The 25,486-nt window shown below is 40.8% G+C and carries 20 protein-coding genes; 9 read left to right on the forward strand and 11 right to left on the reverse strand.

Annotation, left to right across the window (positions count from 1 at the left end; translation table 11 throughout):
• Nucleotides 1-231: 231 nt before the first annotated feature.
• From B2R65_RS01955 to rph, 3 genes are read right to left on the reverse strand one after another with little or no spacing between them, the layout of a single operon-like run.
• Entirely contained in the window at nt 232-615 is a 384-nt protein-coding gene (locus B2R65_RS01955) for a diacylglycerol kinase (RefSeq protein ID WP_004588246.1), read from the reverse strand.
• A 58-nt stretch (nt 616-673) separates the two neighbouring features.
• Nucleotides 674-1,318 carry an orotate phosphoribosyltransferase gene (gene pyrE, locus B2R65_RS01960; protein WP_004588247.1) on the reverse strand — a complete coding sequence of 215 codons (645 nt, stop codon included), beginning with the start codon at nt 1,316-1,318 and terminating at the stop codon, nt 674-676.
• A 12-nt stretch (nt 1,319-1,330) separates the two neighbouring features.
• The gene (gene rph / locus B2R65_RS01965; protein WP_004588248.1) at nt 1,331-2,044 is read right to left on the reverse strand and encodes a ribonuclease PH; all 714 of its coding nucleotides are present in this window, start codon (nt 2,042-2,044) and stop codon (nt 1,331-1,333) included.
• Nucleotides 2,045-2,207: 163 nt separating this feature from the next.
• Here rph and B2R65_RS01970 point away from each other — a divergent pair, with 163 nt between their 5' ends.
• Complete coding sequence (locus B2R65_RS01970; RefSeq protein ID WP_024032427.1) at nt 2,208-3,068, forward strand: YicC/YloC family endoribonuclease; 861 nt, start codon at nt 2,208-2,210, stop codon at nt 3,066-3,068.
• Nucleotides 3,069-3,137: 69 nt separating this feature from the next.
• Here the strand turns inward: B2R65_RS01970 and B2R65_RS01975 are convergent, their stop codons facing one another.
• The 7 genes from B2R65_RS01975 to B2R65_RS02005 form a co-directional block, all read right to left on the reverse strand.
• The gene (locus tag B2R65_RS01975) at nt 3,138-5,600 is read right to left on the reverse strand and encodes a S8 family serine peptidase (RefSeq protein WP_286740626.1); all 2,463 of its coding nucleotides are present in this window, start codon (nt 5,598-5,600) and stop codon (nt 3,138-3,140) included.
• A gap of 101 nt (nt 5,601-5,701) precedes the next feature.
• Nucleotides 5,702-6,340 (reverse strand): response regulator transcription factor, encoded by a 639-nt coding sequence (locus B2R65_RS01980; protein ID WP_024032425.1) that lies wholly within the window; start codon nt 6,338-6,340, stop codon nt 5,702-5,704.
• Nucleotides 6,337-7,065 (reverse strand): sensor histidine kinase, encoded by a 729-nt coding sequence (locus B2R65_RS01985; protein ID WP_286740627.1) that lies wholly within the window; start codon nt 7,063-7,065, stop codon nt 6,337-6,339. The genes B2R65_RS01980 and B2R65_RS01985 overlap by 4 nt, the downstream gene beginning before the upstream one ends.
• Nucleotides 7,058-10,297, reverse strand: a complete 3,240-nt coding sequence (locus tag B2R65_RS01990) for a serine/threonine-protein kinase (protein ID WP_286740629.1) — start codon at nt 10,295-10,297, stop codon at nt 7,058-7,060. Before B2R65_RS01990 ends, B2R65_RS01985 begins: the two co-directional genes overlap by 8 nt.
• 95 nt (nt 10,298-10,392) lie before the next feature.
• Nucleotides 10,393-11,286, reverse strand: a complete 894-nt coding sequence (locus B2R65_RS01995) for an FHA domain-containing protein (protein ID WP_286740630.1) — start codon at nt 11,284-11,286, stop codon at nt 10,393-10,395.
• Nucleotides 11,287-11,319: 33 nt separating this feature from the next.
• Entirely contained in the window at nt 11,320-12,156 is an 837-nt protein-coding gene (locus tag B2R65_RS02000) for a DUF6689 family protein (protein WP_024032421.1), read from the reverse strand.
• Nucleotides 12,157-12,303: 147 nt separating this feature from the next.
• Complete coding sequence (locus B2R65_RS02005; RefSeq protein ID WP_286740631.1) at nt 12,304-14,772, reverse strand: S8 family peptidase; 2,469 nt, start codon at nt 14,770-14,772, stop codon at nt 12,304-12,306.
• 262 nt (nt 14,773-15,034) lie between these two features.
• Between B2R65_RS02005 and gmk the strand changes: the two genes are divergently transcribed.
• The 5 genes from gmk to B2R65_RS02030 all read left to right on the forward strand — a co-directional run bounded on the left by gmk (nt 15,035) and on the right by B2R65_RS02030 (nt 20,442).
• Nucleotides 15,035-15,655 (forward strand): guanylate kinase, encoded by a 621-nt coding sequence (gmk, locus tag B2R65_RS02010; protein WP_064384893.1) that lies wholly within the window; start codon nt 15,035-15,037, stop codon nt 15,653-15,655.
• Between the two features lie 114 nt (nt 15,656-15,769).
• On the forward strand, nt 15,770-16,045 hold the full coding sequence (gene rpoZ, locus B2R65_RS02015; RefSeq protein ID WP_004588253.1) for a DNA-directed RNA polymerase subunit omega: 276 nt from the start codon (nt 15,770-15,772) through the stop codon (nt 16,043-16,045).
• Between the two features lie 127 nt (nt 16,046-16,172).
• Entirely contained in the window at nt 16,173-18,278 is a 2,106-nt protein-coding gene (spoT, locus tag B2R65_RS02020; RefSeq protein ID WP_004588254.1) for a bifunctional GTP diphosphokinase/guanosine-3',5'-bis pyrophosphate 3'-pyrophosphohydrolase, read from the forward strand.
• Between the two features lie 12 nt (nt 18,279-18,290).
• Nucleotides 18,291-18,683: a RidA family protein gene (locus B2R65_RS02025; protein ID WP_004588255.1), complete on the forward strand. Its 393-nt coding sequence runs from the start codon at nt 18,291-18,293 to the stop codon at nt 18,681-18,683.
• Between the two features lie 151 nt (nt 18,684-18,834).
• Nucleotides 18,835-20,442, forward strand: a complete 1,608-nt coding sequence (locus B2R65_RS02030) for a DUF342 domain-containing protein (protein ID WP_286740634.1) — start codon at nt 18,835-18,837, stop codon at nt 20,440-20,442.
• A 24-nt stretch (nt 20,443-20,466) separates the two neighbouring features.
• Here B2R65_RS02030 and asnA read toward each other — a convergent pair whose 3' ends face one another.
• Nucleotides 20,467-21,462: an aspartate--ammonia ligase gene (gene asnA / locus B2R65_RS02035; RefSeq protein WP_029773162.1), complete on the reverse strand. Its 996-nt coding sequence runs from the start codon at nt 21,460-21,462 to the stop codon at nt 20,467-20,469.
• A gap of 196 nt (nt 21,463-21,658) precedes the next feature.
• Here asnA and asnC point away from each other — a divergent pair, with 196 nt between their 5' ends.
• Genes asnC through recG form a run of 3 tightly spaced genes read left to right on the forward strand, consistent with a single transcriptional unit; the run spans nt 21,659 to nt 24,986 of the window.
• On the forward strand, nt 21,659-22,117 hold the full coding sequence (asnC, locus tag B2R65_RS02040) for a transcriptional regulator AsnC (protein ID WP_004588258.1): 459 nt from the start codon (nt 21,659-21,661) through the stop codon (nt 22,115-22,117).
• A gap of 40 nt (nt 22,118-22,157) precedes the next feature.
• A complete protein-coding gene (trmH, locus tag B2R65_RS02045; RefSeq protein WP_024032415.1) occupies nt 22,158-22,844 on the forward strand; it encodes a tRNA (guanosine(18)-2'-O)-methyltransferase TrmH in 687 nt (228 codons plus the stop codon).
• Nucleotides 22,845-22,904: 60 nt separating this feature from the next.
• The gene (recG, locus tag B2R65_RS02050) at nt 22,905-24,986 is read left to right on the forward strand and encodes an ATP-dependent DNA helicase RecG (RefSeq protein WP_286740638.1); all 2,082 of its coding nucleotides are present in this window, start codon (nt 22,905-22,907) and stop codon (nt 24,984-24,986) included.
• The last annotated feature ends 500 nt before the right edge of the window (nt 24,987-25,486 follow it).

Genomic DNA, 25,486 nt, shown 5'->3' on the forward strand with positions numbered 1-25,486 from the left:
TAAGTTTTACTCGACTCACTAAGTGGTTTGCTTGCCTCGCTAAGCGTTGCCTGCTCTGCCGTCTCAGTGGGGTCGCATTATAGGGAGATCCGAAAACAGATCAACCCTTTTTTGAAGAAAACTTGAAATAAATGACTGTTCGCTGATTATTTGAGCCAAATGCGCTAAAAACACAACATAACTAGCACTTTATTAACATTTTAGGTGTATTAATTGGTTTATATAGAGGGTTTACTGAAATAACTTTATATACAAACTAGCACCCCACACGATCGTAAGGATCATTAATGAGAGTGTTACTGCTGCAGATCCCATATCTTTTGCACGCCCCGATAATACATGGCGCTCTGTACTTACGCGATCGGTGAGCGCTTCTATTGCTGAATTAAGTAATTCCACAATCAATATGATCAGTAATGTACTTACTAACAATGCCCAATGTAATACCGATGAAGCTAGCCAAAAAGAAATGGGTAGCAAAATAATGCTAAGTAGCAACTCTTGCCTAAAAGCCGCTTCTTCTATAAAGGCCGCTTTAAAACCAAGGTACGAACAATACGTTGCTTTAAATATACGCTTTATACCAAGGCCGTTAGGTTTAAATACATCTTTCATTATTAGCTCTATTTACTGTGGTCAAAATAAAGCCCCGCAATTGCGAGGCTTTTTTTAGTTAGGCAATACCGTATTGATCTCGGTATGCTTTAACTGATGCTAAATGCTCGTCCATTGTACCTTGGCTCTCAAGGTAGCTAATAAGATCAGCTAATTTTACAATAGAGATCACTTTGGTATTAAAGTCGCGCTCAACCTCTTGAATAGCTGAAAGCTCAGCTTTGCCTTTTTCTTGGCGATCAAGTGCTATTAGTACACCACTTAGGTCTGCGCCGTTATCGGCAATGATTTCCATTGATTCACGAATCGCAGTGCCTGCAGTGATCACATCATCCACCAGCATAATTTTACCCGTTAATGCAGAACCTACTAATGTACCACCTTCACCATGTGCTTTTTTCTCTTTACGGTTAAAGCAATAAGGTACATCTTTATCATGGTGATCTGCCAGCGCTACTGCGGTAGTGGTTGCAATAGGAATGCCTTTATAAGCTGGGCCAAATAAAACGTCGTATTCTATTGCGGCGTCTTCAAGGGCTGATGCATAAAAACGACCCAAACGTGCTAAATCACGTCCTGTGTTAAAAAGGCCAGCATTAAAAAAGTATGGGCTTGTACGACCTGATTTAAGGGTAAACTCGCCAAATTTTAAAACCTGCTTTTCTAAAGCAAATTCAATAAACTCTTTTTGATAATCTTTCATTGGGGTACTCGCTTATGCTAACGCTTGTTTTTGAACGTCAATAATTTCACGGATTGAATGTTTAGCCAGTGTAAGTAGCTCATCTAATTCGTCGAACGAGAATGGTTCACCCTCTGCGGTACCTTGTACTTCAATAATTTTGCCTGTTTCAGTTAAAATTACGTTCATATCGGTTTCGGCTTCAGAATCTTCAAGGTACTCTAAATCACTAATTGGTTGGCCTTTATAAATACCTACCGAAATCGCAGCAATCATGTGCTTAAGTGGGTTTGAGTTGATCATTCCTTTAGCGCGCATGTGAGTAAGTGCATCAACTAAAGCAACGCATGCACCACTAATAGATGCAGTACGTGTTCCGCCATCAGCTTGAATCACATCACAGTCAATTGTAATGGTGTTTTCGCCAAGCGCTTTTAAATCTACTGCAGCTCTTAATGCGCGAGCAATTAAGCGTTGAATTTCCATAGTACGACCGCCTTGTTTACCCCGTGCTGCTTCACGTGCGTTACGCGTATGCGTTGAGCGCGGTAGCATACCGTATTCAGCGTTGATCCAACCTTTACCTTGGCCTTTCATAAAACGTGGTACACCTGCTTCAACCGTAGCAGTACAAAGTACTTTGGTATTACCAAACTCAACAAGTACTGAGCCTTCAGCGTGTAATGTGTAATTACGTGTAAATGATACCGGTCTAATTTGGTTAGGTGTTCTTTCGCTTGGACGCATTGACGATCCCCTTAATTCTGAATTTGCGACATTATAAGTGCATGTGCAGGTAGATGCCATGCTGATTGTAAAATATTCAGCGTAATAAATTTTCTCTAGAGGTTAAGCAGTGTTACGGTATAATCATCGCAATATTGTATTAATAAATTTTAGGAACTTATCCATGATCCACAGTATGACTGCTTATGCGCGTCGCGAAATTAAAGGCGATTGGGGCACTGGCACCTGGGAAATTCGTTCAGTAAACCAGCGCTACCTTGAAACGTTTATTCGCGCACCAGAGCAATTTCGTGGCATGGAGCCGGTAATTCGTGAGCGTTTACGTAAAAATTTGCAACGCGGTAAAGTTGAAGTATTTTTAAAGTTTGTTGCAAATCCAGCACACGTGGGTGAGCTATCAATTAATGAGTCACTTGCTGAGCAACTAATAAATAGTGCTAAATGGGTGCAGCAACAAAGCAGTGGCGACATTAACCCTGTTGATATACTGCGCTGGCCTGGCGTAATGGAAGCACAGGAGCTCGATTTAGATACCGTTAATAAAGCACTTATAGCGGGCTTTGACCAAGTAGTTGAAGATTTTAAATCAGCCCGTGGCGATGAAGGCGCAAATTTAGAAGAAATGATTGCCACTCGCCTTGATGCCATACTTGAGCAAGTTACTGTAGTAGAAAGTCACTTACCAGAAATAGCAAAGTGGCAGCGTGAAAAGCTTAATCAAAAGCTTGAAGACTTAAAAACCGACATTGACGAATCTCGCCTTGAACAAGAGCTTATTTACCTTGCGCAAAAGCAAGATGTTGCCGAAGAACTCGACCGCTTAAAATCGCATGTAAAAGAAACTAAAAAAATTCTTAATAAAGGTGGCGCATGTGGTCGCCGTTTAGATTTTATGATGCAAGAGTTTAACCGCGAAGCAAACACCCTAGCCTCTAAGTCTATTAATAGCGATATTACTAATGCAGCTGTAGAGCTAAAAGTGCTCATTGAGCAGATGCGAGAGCAAATTCAGAATATTGAATAACTATTAGTCCATATAAAAAAGCACCACAATACATGTTGGTAAAGTGGTGCTTAATACTTCATCGGAGGGTTAGTTTTTGTGAAGCCTTGTGATTGCTACCGCGTAATCGGCTCGTGTAATTAACTTATCACCATTAAACGATGCTGATATTGTGGGCTCTAAATCATAAGCATTTTGGCTAATATTGTAATAAGCATTCATTACCCCTAAGTCTAAAGCAAGTTGCACATAACCTTTTAGCTCACTTGGGATTGCCTCTTGGTCTGCTAAAGCTATTCGTTGCTCACCATAAACTACTGTTACATCACCTTCAAAGCTCAGAGCTTGTTTCTCCAATGCCAAAGATTGCATTAGTGAATACGCGAGCTCATTTCGGCTAACTGGCTCAAGAGGGCTAAATAAGCTTGCATCGGATTGCATAACTGCTGCTTGATCTTGCTCTGTATTTCTAAGTGCAGCCCCTTTTTGAGTCACACTATTAATAGCCGCAGTAAAGTCGTTTGATACATCATTGAACTGACTATTTTTAGCTAAGTTCGACTGTCTAATTCCTCCTCCTAACATAAGAAAGTCAGCTAACTCTTGGCGTAAAAGATAGTCATTCGGATGAAAACCTGTTCTTTTAGCATCAACTAGCTGCTCACTAACGGCATATTCAATAAATGACTTTGCAGGATGATCGCTAATATCTCTGAGGCCTTTATACCCATCGGTCTTAACTATTTTAATATTTGCAGTGATTTCACTAGGTAGCCCGTAACCATTTGTAAGGCCAGCGGGGTCTACATCAACACCAGACACTCCCCCAATACCATGCGCTTTTAAGGTCCAATTACCAAATTCAGCCGGAGCAGTAACTGCGATATTTTGTCCTAAAACGGGTAATGCAATACTTGAACTATACGTTTTACCTGAAGGACTAACGAGTGATAAGCCAACCGTATTATCGTCAACATTAGCGTTAACCATTACCATGGAAGCATTCACATTTACGGGAATTAAAATACCGTCGTTTTCACCCACTGGGCTAAAGGGTACTGATTCACTATAGTCTGCTTGTATTGATGTTAACGCGTAAGCATTAAATTCACGTTGTAGTTTAGTCGTTTCACCAAATGCAAGCTGTGTGTTTACAACCGACTGTACTGCTGCGTAAGCATTTACATAACCTGCGCCAACTTCCCACGCTTCTTTGCCAGGCATATTAGTTGCTGTTTTTTGCAAGATACTTTTAACTTCTCGCCAAGTTAAATTTGGATTAGCTTCAAGCATTAATGCAACAACACCTGAAATGTGCGGGGCAGACATCGAGGTACCACTCATAGATGTATAATACGGTACGTGACTGGCTTCCATCACTTCGCTATCATCTGTAATGCTCAGTGCACTTAAACTAGATAAAGAAGCACGTGTAGAAATAACATCAACGCCTGGTGCAGTAATTGTAGGGCGATCTTCCCAAGTAAACGTTTCGCCATCTACACTTACAACGCCTGATTTACCTTTAACGCCGCGAGAACTAAAATCGGCTAACTGCCCATCTTTATCTCCTGCAGCAACCGTTATAACCCAAGGTGCTTTTTTAAAATTACCAGTAATCGTCGATTCACCGCTACCTGAGTTCCCTGCAGAGAACACCACTATTACACCGTTATCTGAAAGCTGCTTTGTTGCCACATTGGTTGGGTGATCTGGGTTGAAGTCGGTGCCTGTATCACTAGTACTACCAAATGAATTAGAGATCACACGAATATTGTAATCGTATTGGTGAGTTAAAGCGTAATCAAAGCCCCCTATCGTATCAAGTATAAATAAACCAGCTCCTGAGCCATAACCAATAATTTTAGCTCCGGGCGCAACCCCTTGATACTTACCACTAGACATGGCGCCATTACCACCAATAATGCCAGCTACGTGCGAACCATGGCCACCAGCAATATCTGTATTTGCCGTGTTTTCTTGATAGGTAATAGGTAGTATTTCAGAAAGAGAGTGCAAATTGGTTTGCGCCAATACGTTTTGTATAACATGGTTTGGATATTTAATATCTGAGTGAGTGCCGTCTACACCTGAGTCGTTAACTACTACCCCAATACCACGGCCCGAAAAAGGCATGCCTTGGTTACGTAGTGATGAATCTTCACGAAGCCTATCTACACCTGTAATTTGTGTTGAGCCGTCATTTTCTAACGTAAGCGGTGAGTTATACCAAACTGAGCGGACCTTATCAGAGGCATAAATTGCATCAATTTGAGCCTTGGTCGCTTTTATTCCCATAATTGGTAGATTATTAAAGGTGATCCCTCCAAGTACACCCGCCGATTCGATAACATTGGTTAGATCGCTTGTTAGCTTTCCTTTACCTTCAAACGTTACGATTACTTCAAAAGCATCTTGATCTGTTGCACTTGTAAGTAGTTGTTGCAGCTGCGGCCCTAATGACTTTGCTGATACGTGCAAGGGCGCTAAGCACATACCCGCACTCATAAGTCCGATCAGTAATTTTTTAGTTTTTAGTGTTGTTTTAAACATGAGCTTACACCTTAATTGTTTTGACCCATTGAGAATGGCAAACAACTAACGTTTAAAACATACGGGAAAACCCCTAGGGTGTATTAGTTAAAACACCCGTTTTATAGCAATAGGTTATTTTTAGCTGCATAGCGTACAAGCTCTGCAGCATTAGCAACACTGAGCTTATCGAGCACCTTTCCTCGATGGTTTTCAGCCGTTTTAACGCTAATATCGAGTGAGCGCGCTATGTCTTTTGTTGTTTTACCTTCAATTATTAAATGAAAAACTTCTCTCTCTCTGCTGGTAAGGTTTTTATATGGGTCTTGCCATTGCTCAGCTGGCTTGCACGATAAAGAGGCTAAAACATTAGCTGCGTACTGACTAAAATACGTTTTACCTTGTGAGAGTGCATTAACGGCATCTAATAACTCATCGCTGGCGCTATCTTTTAATAGGTAGCCTGATGCACCAGCACGAACCATATGAATTACATACTCTTGTTCTTCGTGCATGGTCAAAACCAATACTTTAGATTCAGGGAGTTGTTCGTGCAGCCTTTTAACTGCCTCCATACCGTTTAGTTCAGGCATGCTTATATCAATAACAATAACGCATGGCTTTAATGCTAGTGCCTTAGTAACAGCCTGCATACCATCAGCGGCTTCTGCCACTACACAAATATTCTCATCTTTACTAAGTAAGCTTACTAACCCCTGGCGTAAAATTGTATGATCGTCTGCCACCAGCACGCTGATCATAAAACCTCCTTACCTGTTACTAAAACTTTTATTTCGCTGCCTTCACCTGGGGCTGAATTTATAGTTAATTGCCCGCCATAAGCTGCAACTCTATCGTGCATAGCACCTAACCCAAAGCCCTCTTTGTAATTTTGCGGGCTCACCTGAATTCCTACACCATCGTCTTTTATTTTTATCATTAATAAGCTTTCAGTAGCTATTAAATTAATTGTGATTAAAGAAGCATCTGCATGTTTTATCGCGTTGGTAAGCGCCTCTTGAACAACCCTAAAGGCTAAAGTTTGAATCTCATCTTTGAGCGGCGCATCAATTTTATGATGGAGCTTTACTAAAACCTCACAAGGCTCACCCATAACTCTTACCAACCACTCAAGAGCGGGCACTAATCCTAAGTCATCTAAAATACGAGGGCGCATTAACCGAGAAATCACACGTGTGTCTGACAATGCTTGACGAGCCAGCTCTATACTTTGCGTTAATTCATTAGTTGGTGAGTCATTTTGCACTTGTTGTAATTGGTTTATAAGTGCTGTTAATAACTGCCCTACGCCATCGTGTAGCTCTTGCGCTATTTGCTTACGTTCGTTTTCTTGAACACGCCATACCCGCTTTGCCAAACCACGCATTTGCTCATTATTTGTATTGAGCTGCTGGGTAATTAACTGCTGTTTTTGGTTTAATTGCTCAACAAAATAAGCAATATCCGTATCACTATCTTTAGTCATTCGCGCTAAGTTCTCCAAAGCCGTCATTTAATTCAAAATAACTTAAGGTTGATAAAAATGTGTGTTCAGCGTTTTTAGGTAAATTATTGAGCAGATCTGCCACTTTTTTATCTACTTTAGCTGTATACGCCGAAGAGTCGGCCTCATTTGCTAATGCAAGTTGTGCATGCAGTCGGTCAAATTGAAAACTACGCCAATAGCCTCCCATGTTTCTTTGTAATAGCTCAGCCTCTCTAAGTGTTGCTTGAAGTGCTTGCCATTGCTTATTTAAAAACTGTTGTATGGCCAATAGCTCTAAATAGTCAATGTATTGGTACTTTTGTAATTCGTAATCTGCAGCTTTTAACTTGGCTAAATAAGCACTGATGTCCTTTTTACCGGTACGTAGGTGTTCTCGGGCTGCATAAATAAGCTCACGTATATACACTGATTGATGAGCAAAATCAGGTGCAACTAGCGCTTGGCTTTGTAAGTTGTTTAAGTGAAGTTGATCATTAATATAGCGAGATAAAAAGGCGTGTTTATTGTGGTACTCAACATTACCGTTATTCGCGACAGCCAGTTCCACTTTTTCTAAATAGCTAATAGCGTGTTCTTTTAAGCCAAGTTGCATTGACCAATCCGCAAGCCATAAACCAAACTCGGCAATTGCTCTTACGTCATTAAGCGCTTCAGCTTGCTGATAAACACTTTCAAGCTCACTAAAACTCTGTTTAAAACCACCTTGTAAAAAGCCAAGCTTAGCTAAGTAGCTTTTAGCAACTATGGTTTCTTCTACACTATTTAACGCACTAGCATCTTTAAGCGTGTTATTAAAAAGGTGAAAAGCATTACGCCAATTTCCTTTTGATAATTCAATTTGCGCTAAGTTTTGTTGCACATGAATAATGCCTATTGGAAATTGAATACGTTGAAATAGCTGCTCAGCCTGCTGCCAATAAACTAAAGCATGTTCATGATTGAGTAACATGTAATACATAAAGCCAATGTTATTCATGCTCTCAGCCTGTAGCATTTGGTTACTAAGGTTTATTCTGATTGTTAGCGCATCTTGATAATGCTTTAACGCTTTTTGATAAAGTGCCTGTTCTTCAGCAAGTACACCTAGTTCATTATAAGAATTAGAAAGCCCTTGCTGATCGCCTAGCTGGGTATATATATCTAAGCTTTTTTCTAAATAGTCTTCAGCTTGTTTATACTGCGCCTCAGCAAGGTACAAAGAAGCTAAGTTTGTCATGGTTGTAGCTACACCTGCCGAGTCTCCCATGTTTTGACGTACTGTTAATGCTTGTAAGTAATAATCAAACGCCAGTTCGGTATTTCCTTGTTGACCGTAAACAACACCAAATGCATTTAATGCTTCCCCCTCTTTAAGTGGGTTCTTTAACTTTTTAGCTGTAACCAGTGCTTTTACAAAGTAATCATCCACTGCTTTATTTAAATCACCTTGTAAAAAAGCAGCTCGACCAAGCATAAACCAAGCATTAGGGTGGTATGGATCGAGCTTTACAACATCTAACAACAATTGCTCAGCCTTACTATGCTGCTCTATAAAAAAGTAAAACTCTGCTAAGGCAATTTTTAATTCAATATTGTAAGGGAATGCTTTTATGAGCTCTAAATAATCATTTTTAGCCAGCTCTACTTTACCTGCTAAATCATTAAGCCGCGCACTAGCAAATTTAGCGTTGTAAGTTAGAGGTTTAGCGTGCTGTAGCACTTTTGAATACGCCTGTTCTGCCTCTATTATCAAATTATTTTCTAACAAAAGCTCACCTAATACCAACCAACCTTGCGCTAAGCTAGGGTTTTGAGCCAATAACGATTGCAACTTAGTTTTTGCCTCTTCTACATTACCCAATTCAATCTGCTTTTTTATATTAAACAGTGCTTTTGATGGAGGGCTGCTAAGTAACAGTGATTTACCGGCTTGCTCTTTTAGGTTAAGGGCTTGTTTTAAATTTTTTACGGCCTGACTTGCAACGCTATTCCATTTTTTATCATCAAGCGGGGCGTTTAATAATAGAGATTCGTTTGTATTGAAGCCATCGACCTTTATTAGTTTAATTTGAACATCTTGACTATTACCACCTGTGCGAATAACTGTAGGACTAATTAAAGCATCCACCTTAAGTAAGTCAGACAGTAGCTCTACTTTCGCTTTATCTAATGGCGGATTTAAACCTAATTGCTTTAGCAAATTTGTAACACGCGAAGTATCGATAACTCTTAGATTGCTCACATGCGACAATCTGTAATGTATAAAGTCAGTAAACGCATCATCTTCCGTTTCGCTATTCATGACTGTGGGTAAAATAGCAATAGACGAATAGTTTGCTTTATCTGTGTTTGCCGTATTTTCAATTTTTGCTAGCACCCAAATAAACCCAACAAATGCAAAAGCGGCTGCAAATAGCATAACGGGGCGAGTATTACGCTTAGCATTTTTATTAATAAGCGACTCAAATAAGCGTGAGGCGAGGCTTACACTTTCAGGCCGAGACTGAGTATTTGCAGCAAGCATACTGAGCACTAAAGCTTTTAATGACTTTAATCTTGCCTGATAAGGGTTAAATTTAATATTTCCTGAAAGCTTACTATCAATGATTAATTCAAGACTATTCCCCTTAAAAGGCATTGAATGGCAACAAAGCTGATAAATAATTACCCCGAGGGAGTACAAGTCAGTGCTTTTATTAACTTTACCTTGCAGTAGATACTCAGGTGCCGCGTAGTAAGGTGTGCCAATAATACTTTGGCTGTTATCGTTATTTTTTAAAACTGCTAAGCCAAAGTCGGCAATGTAAACCTTGCCTTCAGTATCAATTAAAATATTATCGGGCTTTAAATCTTTATGAACTATACCAACTTCATCTGCGCACGCTAACCCTGCAAAAAGCTGTTTAACAATATCAATTATTTCTTGAGAGGTGAGTTTTTTTTCTGCGATTTTATCTTCTAATGTAAGCCCCTCAATCCAATCCATTGTTATAAAGTGAAGTTGTTGATCGAAGTAATATTCATGCACACGGATTATGTTTGGGTGACTTAGTTGCCTGACTAAAAGTAGCTCGTTTTTAAATGAACTAATTGCCTGCTCACTGTTGTGAAGTGCGCTATTAAGCACCTTAATAGCAACGTAAGTTTGCAGTTGTGTATCAAGTGCTTTATATACACAACCATATTGCCCGCGCCCTTGGGCTGAGACAATTTCAAAACGCCCAACTAACAAACTTCCTGGTTGTAAATCGCTTTGCGGCGATATAAGTTGTGTTTCGTTTAATGAACTTTGATTACGGTCGTCGGAGTTGATATCGCGTTACTCTTTTAATGACATAATTTAAATAAATTATAGTCATTACCGTCAAAAGAAGAGGAATTTATAAGTTGCGACTGTAATAACTCTATAGACTGTTGAAGTAAAATAGCTTGTACTGTGGTCTCTATTTGCAAACTTATACTGGTTAATATTTCAAGATCTAACTCTGTAAGCACCTTTCCAGACATTTTGCTGTCGGTGTAAATAACCCCAATAATTAAACCTTCATAAGTCAGGGGGATACACGCTAAAGCAGATATTTTTTTAAGCTCAATACTTTGTCGACTACTTAAAAGCTGATGGTGCGTTATATCCATGGCAATAATTGGCTCACCTTTTGAGTAACATTGCGATATTGCACCAATGCTCCCTTCAAAATTATTAAGCTTAAAATCTTTGCTCGATAACCCCTGCGTTATACACACACTTAGGCTTTGTAATGTATTGCCTAAAAATACCCCCCCTCGTTGAGTACCGGTAAGCATAATCAGGTTTTGTAATTGTGATAATAAGTTTTGCTTTAAATTAACTGTAATATTTTTTATGCCTGGCTTACTCGCAGATAACCGCCAATTATTGTGGCTCTGAATAGCTTGAATTTGCTGTGTAGATTTAGACTCAAATAAGCAATCTAATTTACCAATAGATATTATGGCATCATCTTCTAAGGTTGAGCTAGAAATAGCCAGCCCATTAACTCGAGTGCCGTTTCGACTTGATTCATCATTAAGCTGCCACACACGATTTAAGTTAACTACGGTCGCATGTTGGCGCGAAACGGTAGGATGCTCAAGTATTAGCTCACATTCTTTAGAGCGACCAATACGATAGTCGCTCTCCTCATATAAAAAACTTTCAACCGCTGGCTGGTTGGTATAACAAACCGTAATTCGCGCAGGCATAGTTTTACTCTTTAAATAGTCTTTTTGTTGACACTAATTAGCTAAACGTAGACTAAAGCGTAAGGTATTCGCATAAGCCATCAGCTCACCCGCCACATTGCTTATATCTCTGCTAGAGCGCCATACATTAGGCACTTTATCGCCACTGTTATCGCTTATTCTTCGATTAAAGGAATTAAGTTTGTTGCTTGCAGCACTGTAATTTTGCAGCAACATAAGCTGATTTACATCTGCTAAATCTTGTAATAAAGCTGAATAAACAGCGGGGTCAATATCTGCTGAAAAGTTGTTTAAAGCAGTTTGCAAATCATTATATTTAGAGTCTATAACCGTTACTTGAGGACGTAAGTCAGCGACAATTATAAATTGAGAGAAACGGCCGGTAGAGCCACGCGCTCTGTAGCTGCCAGCTCCCATGGTCATAGTAATATCTTTAAACTCACCGTTTAATGGCGCTTTGAAAAAGCGCAGCGGCGTGCCCGCGGTATACTCTAAGTTATGAGTATGTATATCAACGGTTGCCAAACCAGAAAAAGAAAAGCCACTCGTTAACTGCGGCTCTATTGTTATCATCATTGGAAAAGCAGCTGCCGGTGCTATATCAGTAATGCTCGGTAATCGCTGTAACAACGCTTGAGATGTAATATCAACTACTTCAGCACTGATACCTAAATTTTGTGCTGTTAACCCTACTGCATTTTCAAACTCTAAGGTTATATCCGCAGAAACTCCACCAGGTAGCTCGATAATAGCTTCGGCAGAATTGCCATGTATATTAACAGATACTATATCCGTAGCTTCTACTTGCGAGCTCATAAACAGTAAACACCCTGTATATGAAGCAATTAGTAATTTTTTTATGTTTAGCATAGTGATCCCCAGAAAACACAACCAATGAACCAACTACAAAATGGTTACTATTTTTTCACCTGTAATTAAAAACTAGCATGATACATGCATTTATTGCAACAAATAAAAGCCAGACAAATATATGACTGGCTTTTGAGTTGCTAGTATTTATTTACGTAAGTAATTATTGAATAAACGAGAAATTATTACCGCATAGTCGCCACGCTTAACCTTGCTTTGAGGTTTAAAGTAAGCAACAACGGTTGGCGATAAATCATAGGGCCCTTGCTCAACTTGATAGGTAACGTTAATCAGTGACATATCAATAGCAGCTTGAACATAGCCTCTAAACTCAGGTGCAACTTGGTCTGTATCTAATACTGGAATACGCTCTGAGTTATATTCAATTGTGATATCACCTGTAAAGGCACGCACTTGCTCCTCTAAACCAAGTCCTTGAACCAGTGAATAGGCCAGCTCTTCTTTTGTTACATTACCTTGAGGTGAAAATGTCCCTTCGCTTGTGAGCATAACTGGTGCTTGGATTTGAGTGCGATCTTTTAACGCAGAACCAACCTCAGTCACAGCTTCAATGAAAGGTGTGTATTGGCCGTTTACATCTGAAAGGGGCATTTTTTCATTGTTTAAAATATCTCTATGCTGCCTAACAGACATACCCATAACAAGATACTTAGCAAGTTCTTTGCGTTTAAGGTTTGCATCTGGGCGATATAAAAGATTGTTTCTGCTATCAACTAGGCGCTCACTGACAGCAAACTCAATTGCATTTTGCGCTGGATGCCCCTCAATATCGTCTAGCCCTTCGTAGCCACCCGATTTTAAAATTGAAATTTCACCACTAATAAATTCAGGTACGCCTGGGCCGTTAGTTAATCCAGTAGGGTCTGCTTGTACGCCGGATAACGATGTCATTCCATATACAGATAATTTCCATTCGCCTTCTTGCGCAGGTGCAGAAACCCGCATAGTTGTATCAAGTACTGGCAGTGTTAAGTTACCCATATACACAGTGCCATCTGGCGCTTCTAACTTTAACTTAGTGGTTGTAGCAAAAACCTCAGAAGAAACATTTATCCAGCTATCCTCTGCATTTACGTTAAACCTGTGCACTTCAGGCTCCCCAACCGGTGAGTATAAGACTTCAAAAGGCTGCGGATCAGCGTCTGCCAATGTAATGGCGTTAGCATTAAAGTCATTTAAGTTGTTAACTGTTACGCTATTTTGATTATCGTAACCTAATGCACCTGCAACAGCTGCATATGCATTTATATGCCCTGCACCAACCTCCCATGCTTCATAGCCTGGCATATTGGTTGCCGTTTCTTGGATGATTTTTTTCACTTCTAAAGGTGTGAGTTCTGGGTTTGCTTCTAGCATAAGTGCAATCACACCAGCCACATGCGGCGTAGCCATTGATGTGCCCGAAATCATAGTGTAATAAGGAAGGTGCTCAGCAGGCATGGCATCAATATCATCTGCTCCGCCATTAGATACAACATTCGTTTTTGCTCTTGTAGAGATAATATCAACACCGGGGGCGACAATACTTACTTCATTTTTATAAGTCCATTCACTGCCGTCTGGCATAGTAAAGTCGCCTACTTCACCATTTTTGCCTCTCGATGAAAAATCAATCAACTCAGCTTGCTTAGTACTCGCGCCAACCGACATCCCCCACGGGATTTGAGCATACGGATTATGTGTATCTTCGCCCGAACCTGAGTTTCCAGCTGCAAAAACCGAGATCATGCCTAGCTTGTACGCCTTATAAGAAGCCAGTGAAATTGGTCCTAATGGGTCAAACTTACCACTTGAGCCCCATGAATTACTCATTACTCGAATTGGCGAATTGAAATCCCAAATATGACTAATCGCATAGTCATAACCACCCAACGCATCTAAAATCGACAAACCAGCTCCAGAGCCATAGCCAATTAAGTCAGCGCCTGGAGCCGCACCTTTATATTCACCATCAGAATGAGAGCCCCAACCCGCTACAGTGCCAGCACAATGAGTGCCGTGGCCTACATTTAAGTCTGTATTTGGTTGGCCCTCTATCCAAACACCATCTATTCCAGTAAGCGAAATTGCTTGTGCATGTGTAACCCCCTGTACGTTTTCAATAACCTTAGAGCCATACTCTAAGTCATCTAATGTGGCATCAATACCCGAGTCATTCACTATTACGGTCACACCCTTGCCCGTAAATTTGATTCCATTGTGGGCTTCAAAATCATCTGATTGAAGCTTATCTACACCCGTTAATTCGCGTGCTTCTTTATTAAAATAAGTAAGTGATCTATTTGCATAAACAGAACGAACACCTGGCACGTTTACTAACTGAGATATTTGTGAAGGTGTAGCCAACAAGCCTATAATTGGCAAAGACTTAAATTGCACACCTTCAACCAAGCCTAAGCTTAATAAGTTTTGTAATTGAGTATTACTTAGTGCGCCTAGTTGATCATAACTGACCACAACCATGGCACTTTCTGTTGCAGACATTGTTTGTAGTTTTTGTTCTAGTTGATTACCTATAACAGCTGCGGCTGCAGCGTTAAGGCTAAATCCTGCAAGAGAAAGACCAGCCAGTATATTCTTAATTGATGACTTCATAATTTACCCACCTACTTAAAAGAATGTTTGCTTAACATTGTTTGGTTAATATTTTGTTTACAAGTACATTTAATAAGCAAAGCGCTTTCTTGCATATCAGGATCACTCCCTATAAGTCATAGGGGAAAACCCCTACATACAAGCAGAGGGGGTGTTAATAAGAGATGGTTGAGTAAAAAGTGTTAAATAAAGTACAATAGCGCAATTAAAGGCTTGGATTATTGATTTAGTCCAAGCCTGTTTATTTTAAGTAGAGAAAAACATGGCTCAAACTCGCGGAAATTTATTTATTTTATCGGCGCCTTCTGGTGCAGGTAAATCTAGCTTAATCACGGCGTTACTAAAAAAACACGCAGATATGAAAGTATCGGTCTCGCATACCACCCGAAGCCCTCGTCCTGGTGAAGAAAATGCGGTGCATTATCACTTTGTAAGCGCCGATGAATTTAAAGCATTAATTGCCAAAGATGATTTTTTTGAATGGGCGCAAGTATTCGATAATTACTACGGTACCTCAAAGCAGGCTATTGAGTCGCAGCTGAATGCCGGTATTGATGTATTTTTAGATATTGACTGGCAAGGCGCGCAGCAAGTGCGCGAAATTATGCCAAGCGTGCAAACAATTTTTATTTTGCCGCCTTCTAAAGCAGAGCTTGAGCAGCGCTTAAATAACCGAGGCCAAGATTCTGCCGAGGTCATCGCTGGGCGTATGGCCAAAGCGCAATCAGAAACATCGCACTACAATGAATATGATTATGTTGTGGTTAACGATGATTTTGAAACCGCCCTTAGCAATATTGAAACTATCGTGTTAGCGCAGCGCTTAACGTTAAAAGCCCAAGCTAGTCGTCATCACGATTTAATTACAAACTTACTTAAATAAGCCATTTATGCCCTTTACAGGGAAAACTGGTAAAAATTAACCACTGGCTATTGGCGAAACAAGCTGCTTGCAGTAAACTACGCCTTTGCTTTTAAATTATTTTGGAGTGCTGAGATGGCTCGCGTAACAGTTGAAGATGCAGTAGATGCAATTGGTAATCGTTTTGACTTAATTTTAGTTGCGGCTCGTCGTGCCCGCCAAATTGCTGTTGGTGGTAAAGACCCACTAGTAGACGCTGAAAATGACAAACCAACCGTTATCGCTCTACGTGAAATCGAAAAAGGTTTAGTTGATAGTTCATCCATGGACGTTATTGACCGTGAAGAACAACAACACCAAGAAGCAGCTGAATTAGCTGCGGTTGCTGCTATTGTTGGCGGTAATCAATAATCAACCACCCGGTTTGATTTAGTCAACGGCTCAGTATTTCTACTCTAGCCGTTGGCAATCCCCTCTTTTCATCGTATATTCTATTACTTACCGTTACTTATTGCTTCACGAGAACATTGGAGTGTGAATGTATCTTTTTGAAGGTCTTAAAAAGAAAATATCTGAATACTTGCCTGCTGCTGAAGTAGAGCTAGTGCAAAAAGCCTACGTGGTAGCCCGAGAGGCTCACGAGGGGCAAACTCGCTCAAGCGGCGAGCCGTACATTACTCACCCTGTTGAAGTAACCCAAATTCTTGCTGGCATGCACCTTGACCATGAAACACTTATGGCCGCGCTAATGCATGACGTTATTGAAGATACCGATTTTAGCCAACAGGACTTAGCCGAAATATTTGGCGATACGGTTGCCGAACTTGTTGAAGGGGTAAGTAAGCTCGATAAGCTCAGCTTTAAAGACAAAAAAGAATTCCAAGCTGAAAACTACCGAAAAATGATCATGGCTATGACCCAAGACATTCGGGTTATTTTAATTAAACTGGCCGATCGTACTCACAATATGCGTACATTAGGTGCTCTACGCCCTGATAAGCGCCGTCGTATTGCCCGTGAAACACTTGAAATTTACGCACCTATTGCAAACCGTTTAGGTATTCACGATATTAAAAATGAGCTAGAAGATTTAGGTTTTCAGGCTTTATACCCTATGCGTCATCGCGCACTTAAATCTGAAGTGGCAAAAGCGCGAGGCAATCGCAAAGAAGTTATTTCTAACATTCAAACCGAAATAGAAGCACGTCTTGAAGAGTCTGGTATTAAGGCGACGGTTTCTGGGCGCGAAAAACACCTTTATAGCATTTATAAAAAAATGCTTAATAAAGAGCTGCTTTTTAATGAGGTAATGGATATTTACGCCTTTAGAATAAACGTAGATGCAATGGATACCTGTTATCGCGTGTTAGGTGTTGCACATAACCTTTATAAACCTATCGAAACGCGTTTTAAAGATTATATAGCCGTACCTAAAACAAATGGTTATCAGTCTTTGCATACGTCATTAGTAGGCCCACACGGTATTCCGGTAGAAATACAAGTGCGTACGCATGACATGGATCACATGGCCGATAAAGGGGTTGCTGCGCACTGGATGTATAAAAAAGCCGGTGATGGCGCGGGTAATACAGCTCAACAGCGTGCGCGTCAATGGATGCAAAGTTTGCTGGAGCTTCAACAAAGTGCCGGCTCATCATTCGAATTTGTCGAGAACGTTAAAACCGAGCTGTTCCCAGAAGAAATATACGTATTTACCCCCGATGGCCGCATAGTAGAGTTGCCAATGGGCGCCACCGCGGTTGATTTTGCTTACGCGGTGCATACTGATGTAGGTAACACTTGTGTAGGTGCAAGGGTAAACCGTAAACCTTACCCGCTAAGCAAAGCCTTAGATACTGGGCAAAGTGTTGAAATTATTACCAGCTCGGGTGCACACCCTAATGCAACGTGGTTAAACTTTATAGTTACAGGTAAAGCCCGTTTAGGGATAAGAAACTACCTTAAGAGCCAGCACCAAGAAGAAGCATTGTTATTAGGCCGACGCTTACTCGATTCTGCCTTAGGTGAAAATAAGCTCGACAGCATTGCCGATGAAAACATAGCCCGCGTACTCGAAGAGCACGAACTATCTACAGTATTAGAATTACTAGTAGAAATAGGCGCAGGTAACTTAATGAGCGTGTTAATCGCCAAACGCTTATTGCAAGAAGAAAGCGACGACTTGTCAGATATTAGCAAACAAGCCAAAGCAACCATTATTGGTACCGAAGGCATGTTGGTTAATTATTCTAAGTGTTGCCGACCTGTACCAGGGGATGCCATCACTGCACATATTAGCCAAGGTAAAGGGCTTACCGTTCACCGCCAAGAATGTAAAAATATTCGCGGCTGGGAAAACGAACGCTCAAAATACTTGGTTGTAAAATGGGATGACAATCCAGAAAAAGAATATATAGCTGCGCTACGGGTGGAAATAATTAATCACCAAGGGGCTTTGGCTAAACTCACAAATGTTGTTGCTACAACCCAAGCCAACATTGTTGAGATCACTACCGACGAAAAAGAAAGTAATTTATATGTGATAGACTTGGGCGTTACCGTTAAAAACCGCGTCCATGTTGCTAATATTATGCGCCGCATTCGCGTGATGCCTGATGTGCAAAGAGTCTATCGTAAAAAGTAAAATAGGAAACTCATGAATAAAGCATTTATTTCTACCGAAAAAGCACCTGCTGCCATCGGCACTTATAGCCAAGCGGTTAAAGTAGGTACTGCCGTTTATTTATCTGGACAAATTCCACTTGTCCCAGAAACAATGGAAATGGTTTCAGAAGACTTTAGCGAGCAGACACATCAAGTATTTAAAAACATTACAGCGGTGTGCGAAGAAGCAGGCGGTAAAATCCAAGATCTTGTTAAAATTAATATTTACCTAACAGACTTATCAAACTTTGCCACTGTTAATGAAGTAATGAGCCAATATTTCAAGCAGCCTTATCCTGCCCGTGCAGCATTAGGTGTACGTGCTCTACCAAAAGGCGCACAAGTTGAAATTGACGGCATAATGGAACTTCCTTCAACTAATTAATAAATATAGAGCTATAAACCCCCTTTATAGCTCTATTTTTCACTGCTAGCCTTTGTTTAACGCCCTTTCTTGACTCACATGTAAATATCTAGCACTCTGTAATCATGCAATAAAATCAATCTTAACTTAAGTAGTGGAAAAGGATTAACTAGTGTTTAAGCTTGCCAATAATGGGAACGTATTACTTGATGTAAGTAAGCACGCTCCACCTAGCGCCGCTTTTATTATTGATGCACTCGAGAAGTCGACGTTTTGCGAATGCAAAATTGACCACGAGGCTATTGATAATTTTTTTAAAGCGCAAAATAATGAGCCAACCTTGGTTGTAGCAAGTAAGCACGATGCATCGCTTGTGGTAACGTTAAGTGAAGATAAAATGCAAGCCATAGGTGAGCTAACCTTAGCTTATGGTGGTAAAGTACTTTCGTTAGAAGAGAGCAAAAAACAACTCATAAAAGCAGGGGTTGTACGTGGTTACAAACAAGCTTTTTTAGAGCAGCTTTTAGATAAACAATTTAACTTACCCCCAGGTACAGTGGCAAAAGGGATTCTAGCCAAAGGCCGCCGGCCAGCCGAAGGCACAGCAACAAAATTTGTAGCTATGGTAGAAACCCTCAAAGATCGCCTAAAAGCACCAAAAATGAAGGAAGATGGCAGTGTTGATATGCGCGACTTTGGTAAACTGGCAAGCGTAGAGCCCGGCACTGTACTGATCCGCCAACAACCTGCAACTCCCGGTAAAGAAGGATTCACTGTAGTAGGTGACATACTACCGGCTAAACCCGGTGAGAATAAAAAGTTAGTGTCAGGCGAAGGCGCCGAAATATCAAAAACAAATCCGCTCGAGCTTGTTTCTACAACAGCGGGAGTCCCCGTAGAAATACCTAACGGTATGCGAGTTGATGATATTTTTACCATCTCTGATGTAGATGTTAAAAGCGGCCATATTGATTTTGAAGGCAGTGTTATTGTGACTAAAAACATTGACCCAGGAATGCGAGTCACGGCAAAAGGCGACATTACTGTTTTTGGCACGGTCGAATCTGGCGAATTATCAGCCGGCGGAAACATCACTGTAAAGCAAGGCATTATTGGCCATAAAAAGCTCGAAGATAAAACTTTGTCTTGCTCTATTAAAAGTGAAGGTGATGTGCATGTATCTCACGCACAATACTGTTATATGCAAGGCAAAAACATTTTTATAGACCGCCAAGCTAGCCACTGTGCGATTAAAGCAAAACACTTATTACAAGTTGGCCAAACAGAGTTACCCAAAGGGAAAATTTTTGGTGGAGAGATTCTTGATGCAACCGTGTTAATAGCTGGCGAAATAGGCAATGAATCAGGCGCAAAAATGGCTATCAATTTAGCCGCATCCGGCGCTGAAATAACGGCCGACACAGATAACTGCTTTAAAGATTTAGCAAAAACCGATGAGCAGCTAGATACCCTTCAAGCAGCACTAGAAAAAGCAGATAAAGTAAAAGATATAGAAAAAAAGAATCTGCTCATTAAAAAAATTGGCGCAACACAGCAGCATTATTGCCAACAAGCAGAGCAGCTAGAGAAAAAGTTATCTAGCCTAGATCATGAACTCCACGACCTACTAAGCGATGCAAATCTCGTCGTTAATACATCATTACACTCAGGGGTAGAGATCCATATTTTTGATAAAGTATTAAAAACTACCCGCAACTACCCACCTTGCAATATAAACCTACAAAACAATAAAGTAGAAATAAACTTTAAAACACATTAGGGCGCATTTAGCGCCCTTCATAATTTACAGTAAGCCACTTACCGTATCGTGCGTTTGCTTTGGCCATACACCTACTTGCACTTGTCCAATATGCTGCTTTTGCAGTAATAACATTGCTAAGCGCGATTGCCCTATTCCGCCACCAATTGTTTGTGGGAAAGCCTCTTCTAATAATGCTTTATGCCAATCGAATGCTAGGCGTTCTTCATCGCCTGTTATGCTCAATTGCGCTTTTAATACATCAGGGCTTACACGAATACCCATAGATGATATTTCAAAGGCATCTTCTAACACAGGGTTCCACACTAAAATATCGCCATTTAATCCTGTGTATCCGTCAATCGTTTGGGTAGACCAATCGTCGTAATCTGGAGCGCGTACATCATGGATTTTGCCATCACCTAATGCCCCCCCAATACCAATTAAAAACACCGCACCGTACTCTTGTGCAATGGCTTTTTCGCGTTGCTTTGCGCTAAATTCAGGGTACATTTTGCGTAATTGCTCACTGTGTATAAACGTGATTTCACTAGGTAAGAATGGGGCTATACCAAAGCTTTCACTTACAAACTGCTCTGTTTGCTTAATGCCAGTATAAATAGCTTTAACAGTGTCTTGTAATGTAGAGAGCGTACGTTCAGTACGTTGGCAAATTACCTTTTCCCAATCCCATTGATCAACATAAACAGAATGTATTGGGCTTAATGAGTCTTCATCTGGGCGCAACGCTTTCATTTGTGTATAAATACCTTCACCTACAGAAAAGCCGTAAGTCGCTAGCGTTTTACGTTTCCATTTAGCAAGCGAATGAACAACTTCATAGCTGCTATCGGTAATTGCTTTTACGTTAACAGCAACTGCATTCTCGTGGCCGCTCAGGTTATCTTGTGTGCCATCACCTACTTTGGCCAAAATAGGAGCCTGAACTTCAACTAACCCTAGTTGCTGCTCTAATTGCTGTGAAAAAAACTGCTTAACTTTACTTATTTGCTGCTGTTGCTGCACATAGTGTGAACTCATAATAATTGGCCTCATTCCCAGTTATTGTTACTTGCTTATTAATGAGAAAACACCCTGTAGGCGTCTTCAATGAGGTTACTGTAACGATTTAAACTTTTAATTCAATAACCCATAATAAAAATAGCTTTAATATGCAAAATCGATTAATTTACACGGTATAAAAATGTAGATTCACTAATTTAAGTAAGCAAAAATAATGGAAAATTATCAAATCGATAATCTCGATAAACAGATACTTCACGCTCTAATGGCCAATGCCCGTACAGCCTACGCAGAATTAGCTAAACGGTTTGCTGTAAGTGCCGGCACAATTCACGTACGCGTAGAAAAAATGAAACAAGCGGGCATCATTACCGGCACCCAATTAAGCATTAGTACAAAGCAACTAGGTTACGATGTATGTTGCTTTATTGGTATTAACTTAAACAACGCTCGCGACTACCCAGAAACACTGATTAAACTAGAAGCATTAGAAGAGGTAGTTGAAGCTTATTACACCACGGGTAACTACAGCATTTTTATAAAGGTAATGGCCAAGTCTATCGACCATCTGCAAGACGTGCTCATTAATAAAATACAAGCTATAGAAGCGATTCAATCAACCGAGACCCTAATCTCTTTGCAAAATCCAATTAGCCGCACAGTAATGCCTTAATAGATAAAATTACGTATAATTATCAAAAAAGAGGATCACCATGCAGCAAAATCGCTACCAACGAATAAAAGACGTGCTCTCACGTCGCCAAACAGACTTAACGGTCTGCCTAGAAGACGTACATAAACATCATAATCTCTCAGCTATTGTAAGAAGTGCTGATGCAGTAGGTTGCCATCATGTGCATGCTGTATGGCCAGAAAACCAAAAATGGCTGACCAATAATACTTCTGGCGGTAGTAAAAACTGGCTAGAAACACACCTGCATAAAAATATTGATGATGCTGCTGCGATGATGCGAAAGCACAACCCAGATGTACAAATACTAGCAACACACTTGAGCGAAGATGCTGTAGATTTTAGAGAAATCGATTACACAAAACCCACAGCTATAATCGTTGGCCAAGAAAAAACGGGAATTTCTGAGCGCGCGCTAAAACACGCCGATCAAAACATTATTATTCCTATGCAAGGCATGGTGCAGTCACTTAATGTATCAGTAGCTGCTGCGCTTATTTTATTTGAAGCACAGCAACAACGAGAAAAAGCAGGGCTATATAAGCGCGATATGCTAAGTGAAGAGATTAAACACCCTATGTATTTTGAAGGGTATCACCCAGTTATTGCTAAACAATGTAGATTAAAAAACCTACCTTACCCACCACTCGATGAAGAAGGTGAAATAGTCGCTAACGAGCAGTTTTGGCAAGCTTTAAAACATGCTTGATGCTTAGCAAACCTGTGAGTACACTTAACTCATTCACAAATAAACAGATTTGAGCCTACATTGTCTAAACCTAGCTTAAGCCAATACCCTATTACAGAACTTAAAGGGGTGGGACCAAAAATGGCCGAACGCCTACAAAAGCTAGGTATAGCTACCGTGCAAGATATGCTCTTTCATTTGCCTTTACGCTATGAAGATCGTACCCGTATTTATGCTATTAACGATGTTACTTTACACAGCCACTGCACTGTTGAGGCAACAATAGAAACAAGCCAAGTGACCTTTGGTAAACGGCGTATGTTAGTGGTGCAAATAAACGATGGTACAGGTAGGCTTACTTTACGGTTTTTTAATTTTACAGCAGCGCAAAAAAACGCATTTAGCAGTGGCAAAATAATCCGTTGCTTTGGTGAAGTAAGACGCGGGCGCGTTGGTTTTGAAATGAGCCACCCAGAATACAGCATTAGCGATACCCCAAACGAGCAACCAACCGCTGCAACACTAACCCCCGTGTATTCAACCACCGAAGGCTTAAAACAATTATCAATTAGAGCCTTAAGTGAACAAGCCATCGATTTATTACATAAGTATTCTGTTGAAGAGCTTATCCCTGAAAAATGGCAACCCTCACATATGCAATTAAGTGACGCTTTATTACTACTTCATCGCCCTGCGAATGATGTTGATATTATCTCGCTTGAACAAGGCATGCACCCGGCACAACAACGCTTAGTATTTGAAGAGCTACTTGCCCAAAACTTAAGCTTATTAAAAGTACGCGAGCAAGGGCAGCAAGTAAGTGCAGTTTCCCTAAGCCCTACAAATACATTAGAGAGCCAATTTTTAGCGCAACTCCCTTTTGCACCGACTAATGCACAAAATAGAGTTGTAGCCGAAATAAAAGGGGATTTACAGCATGCCTACCCCATGATGCGATTAGTACAAGGTGATGTAGGCTCAGGTAAAACACTGGTTGCAGCATTAAGTGCATTAACAGCAATAGCACAAGGTTTTCAAGTTGCCCTAATGGCACCTACAGAAATCCTTTCTGAACAACACGGAATAAATTTCAAGCAATGGTTTGAAAGTCTTGGGATTAACGTTGCCTGGCTAGGCGGTAAAACTAAAGGAAAAGAGCGTACTAATACACTTGAAAAAATCGCCTCAGGGGAAGCGCAAATGATAGTAGGAACGCACGCCCTATTTCAAGACGAGGTAAAATTTAATAACTTAGTATTGATTATCATCGATGAGCAACATCGCTTTGGTGTTCATCAACGCCTCTCACTGCGTGAGAAAGGCAAATTTGGTAATTGTTATCCTCATCAGTTAGTCATGACCGCAACCCCCATTCCGCGTACATTGGCTATGACGGCCTATGCCGATTTAGAAACCTCAGTAATAGATGAGTTACCACCTGGGCGCACACCTATAACCACTGTTGCCATTCCTGATACACGCCGAGACGATATAATAAACCGTGTTAAGCTTGCCTGTAATGAACAAGGCAGACAGGTTTATTGGGTATGTACCCTTATTGACGAATCAGAAGCCCTACAATGCCAAGCAGCTGAAGACAGCGCATTACAATTAAAAGAGGCGTTGCCAGAGCTTAATGTCGGGCTCGTCCATGGCCGTATGAAAGCCGCTGAAAAACAAGCGATCATGAGCGACTTTAAAGCAGGCAATATTCACGTGCTTGTTGCAACAACTGTAATAGAAGTAGGTGTAGACGTACCTAATGCCAGTTTAATTATCATAGAAAATCCTGAGCGCTTAGGATTAGCACAATTACATCAATTACGCGGGCGCGTAGGACGAGGAGCCACCGCTTCGCATTGCGTACTGTTATATCACGCCCCTCTTTCTCACACCGCTCAAAAACGTTTAGGTGTATTAAGAGACAGTAACGATGGCTTTGTCATCGCAGAGCGAGATTTAGAAATACGTGGGCCAGGTGAAGTGCTCGGCACTAAACAAACTGGCTTAGCAGAATTTAAAATAGCGGATCTTACTCGAGATAAACACACGCTAAATCAAGTCAGGCCCATTGCTCAACAAATGCTAAAGCAAAACCCCGACCTTATAGACCCCTTAATTCATCGCTGGCTAGGTAATAAATCTAACTTCGCACAAGCATAATTACGCTAAAGTACTCGTAAAGCTCACTGCTGAAACGCTATATTTACCATACAAAGATGTGCGGCGAGCCTTATCCGCGGGTTTCGTGATACTCAACCCACGCTACGGTGGGGGTGGATACTTTGTGAGCAATATCTGGTAATCCCACTCATGAAATAAGAATACTATAAATCGATGTTTTTTAGCGTCGGGTGTCGCTCCGCTCACTCGACGAAGTAGATGAGTGTGCATTAATTGTCCGCATTTAACTTTTCTGCGGACGTAAAAAAGCCCGGCTCTTGCGAGTCGGGCTTTCTTGTATTTGGAGCCTGGCAATGTCGTAGTGCCCACAGCGGTAGAGAGTCACATAGCAAATGCTACATTATCATTGTGTCGGGTCGGCCTTTCGTAGGGCTCGCCCTCGAGCTGTTTCGTTTTTCTACTGAGTTCGGCTATTTATTAAATCCCAGGCAGCAAAAAACCCGTTACATCGCTGCAACGGGTTTCTCTTATTTGGAGCC

This window comes from Pseudoalteromonas sp. UBA2102, from assembly GCF_002331165.1.
Classification (GTDB): domain Bacteria; phylum Pseudomonadota; class Gammaproteobacteria; order Enterobacterales; family Alteromonadaceae; genus Pseudoalteromonas; species Pseudoalteromonas atlantica.

Excerpts from the sequence above, each read along its gene's own strand:
- B2R65_RS01955 (WP_004588246.1), bottom strand. The coding sequence starts at position 615 with ATGAAAGATGTATTTAAACCTAACGGCCTTGGTATAAAGCGTATATTT.
- pyrE (WP_004588247.1), bottom strand. The coding sequence starts at position 1,318 with ATGAAAGATTATCAAAAAGAGTTTATTGAATTTGCTTTAGAAAAGCAG.
- rph (WP_004588248.1), bottom strand. The coding sequence starts at position 2,044 with ATGCGTCCAAGCGAAAGAACACCTAACCAAATTAGACCGGTATCATTT.
- B2R65_RS01970 (WP_024032427.1), top strand. The coding sequence starts at position 2,208 with ATGATCCACAGTATGACTGCTTATGCGCGTCGCGAAATTAAAGGCGAT.
- B2R65_RS01975 (WP_286740626.1), bottom strand. The coding sequence starts at position 5,600 with ATGTTTAAAACAACACTAAAAACTAAAAAATTACTGATCGGACTTATG.
- B2R65_RS01980 (WP_024032425.1), bottom strand. The coding sequence starts at position 6,340 with ATGATCAGCGTGCTGGTGGCAGACGATCATACAATTTTACGCCAGGGG.
- B2R65_RS01985 (WP_286740627.1), bottom strand. The coding sequence starts at position 7,065 with ATGACTAAAGATAGTGATACGGATATTGCTTATTTTGTTGAGCAATTA.
- B2R65_RS01995 (WP_286740630.1), bottom strand. The coding sequence starts at position 11,286 with ATGCCTGCGCGAATTACGGTTTGTTATACCAACCAGCCAGCGGTTGAA.
- B2R65_RS02000 (WP_024032421.1), bottom strand. The coding sequence starts at position 12,156 with ATGCTAAACATAAAAAAATTACTAATTGCTTCATATACAGGGTGTTTA.
- B2R65_RS02005 (WP_286740631.1), bottom strand. The coding sequence starts at position 14,772 with ATGAAGTCATCAATTAAGAATATACTGGCTGGTCTTTCTCTTGCAGGA.
- gmk (WP_064384893.1), top strand. The coding sequence starts at position 15,035 with ATGGCTCAAACTCGCGGAAATTTATTTATTTTATCGGCGCCTTCTGGT.
- rpoZ (WP_004588253.1), top strand. The coding sequence starts at position 15,770 with ATGGCTCGCGTAACAGTTGAAGATGCAGTAGATGCAATTGGTAATCGT.
- spoT (WP_004588254.1), top strand. The coding sequence starts at position 16,173 with ATGTATCTTTTTGAAGGTCTTAAAAAGAAAATATCTGAATACTTGCCT.
- B2R65_RS02025 (WP_004588255.1), top strand. The coding sequence starts at position 18,291 with ATGAATAAAGCATTTATTTCTACCGAAAAAGCACCTGCTGCCATCGGC.
- asnA (WP_029773162.1), bottom strand. The coding sequence starts at position 21,462 with ATGAGTTCACACTATGTGCAGCAACAGCAGCAAATAAGTAAAGTTAAG.
- asnC (WP_004588258.1), top strand. The coding sequence starts at position 21,659 with ATGGAAAATTATCAAATCGATAATCTCGATAAACAGATACTTCACGCT.
- trmH (WP_024032415.1), top strand. The coding sequence starts at position 22,158 with ATGCAGCAAAATCGCTACCAACGAATAAAAGACGTGCTCTCACGTCGC.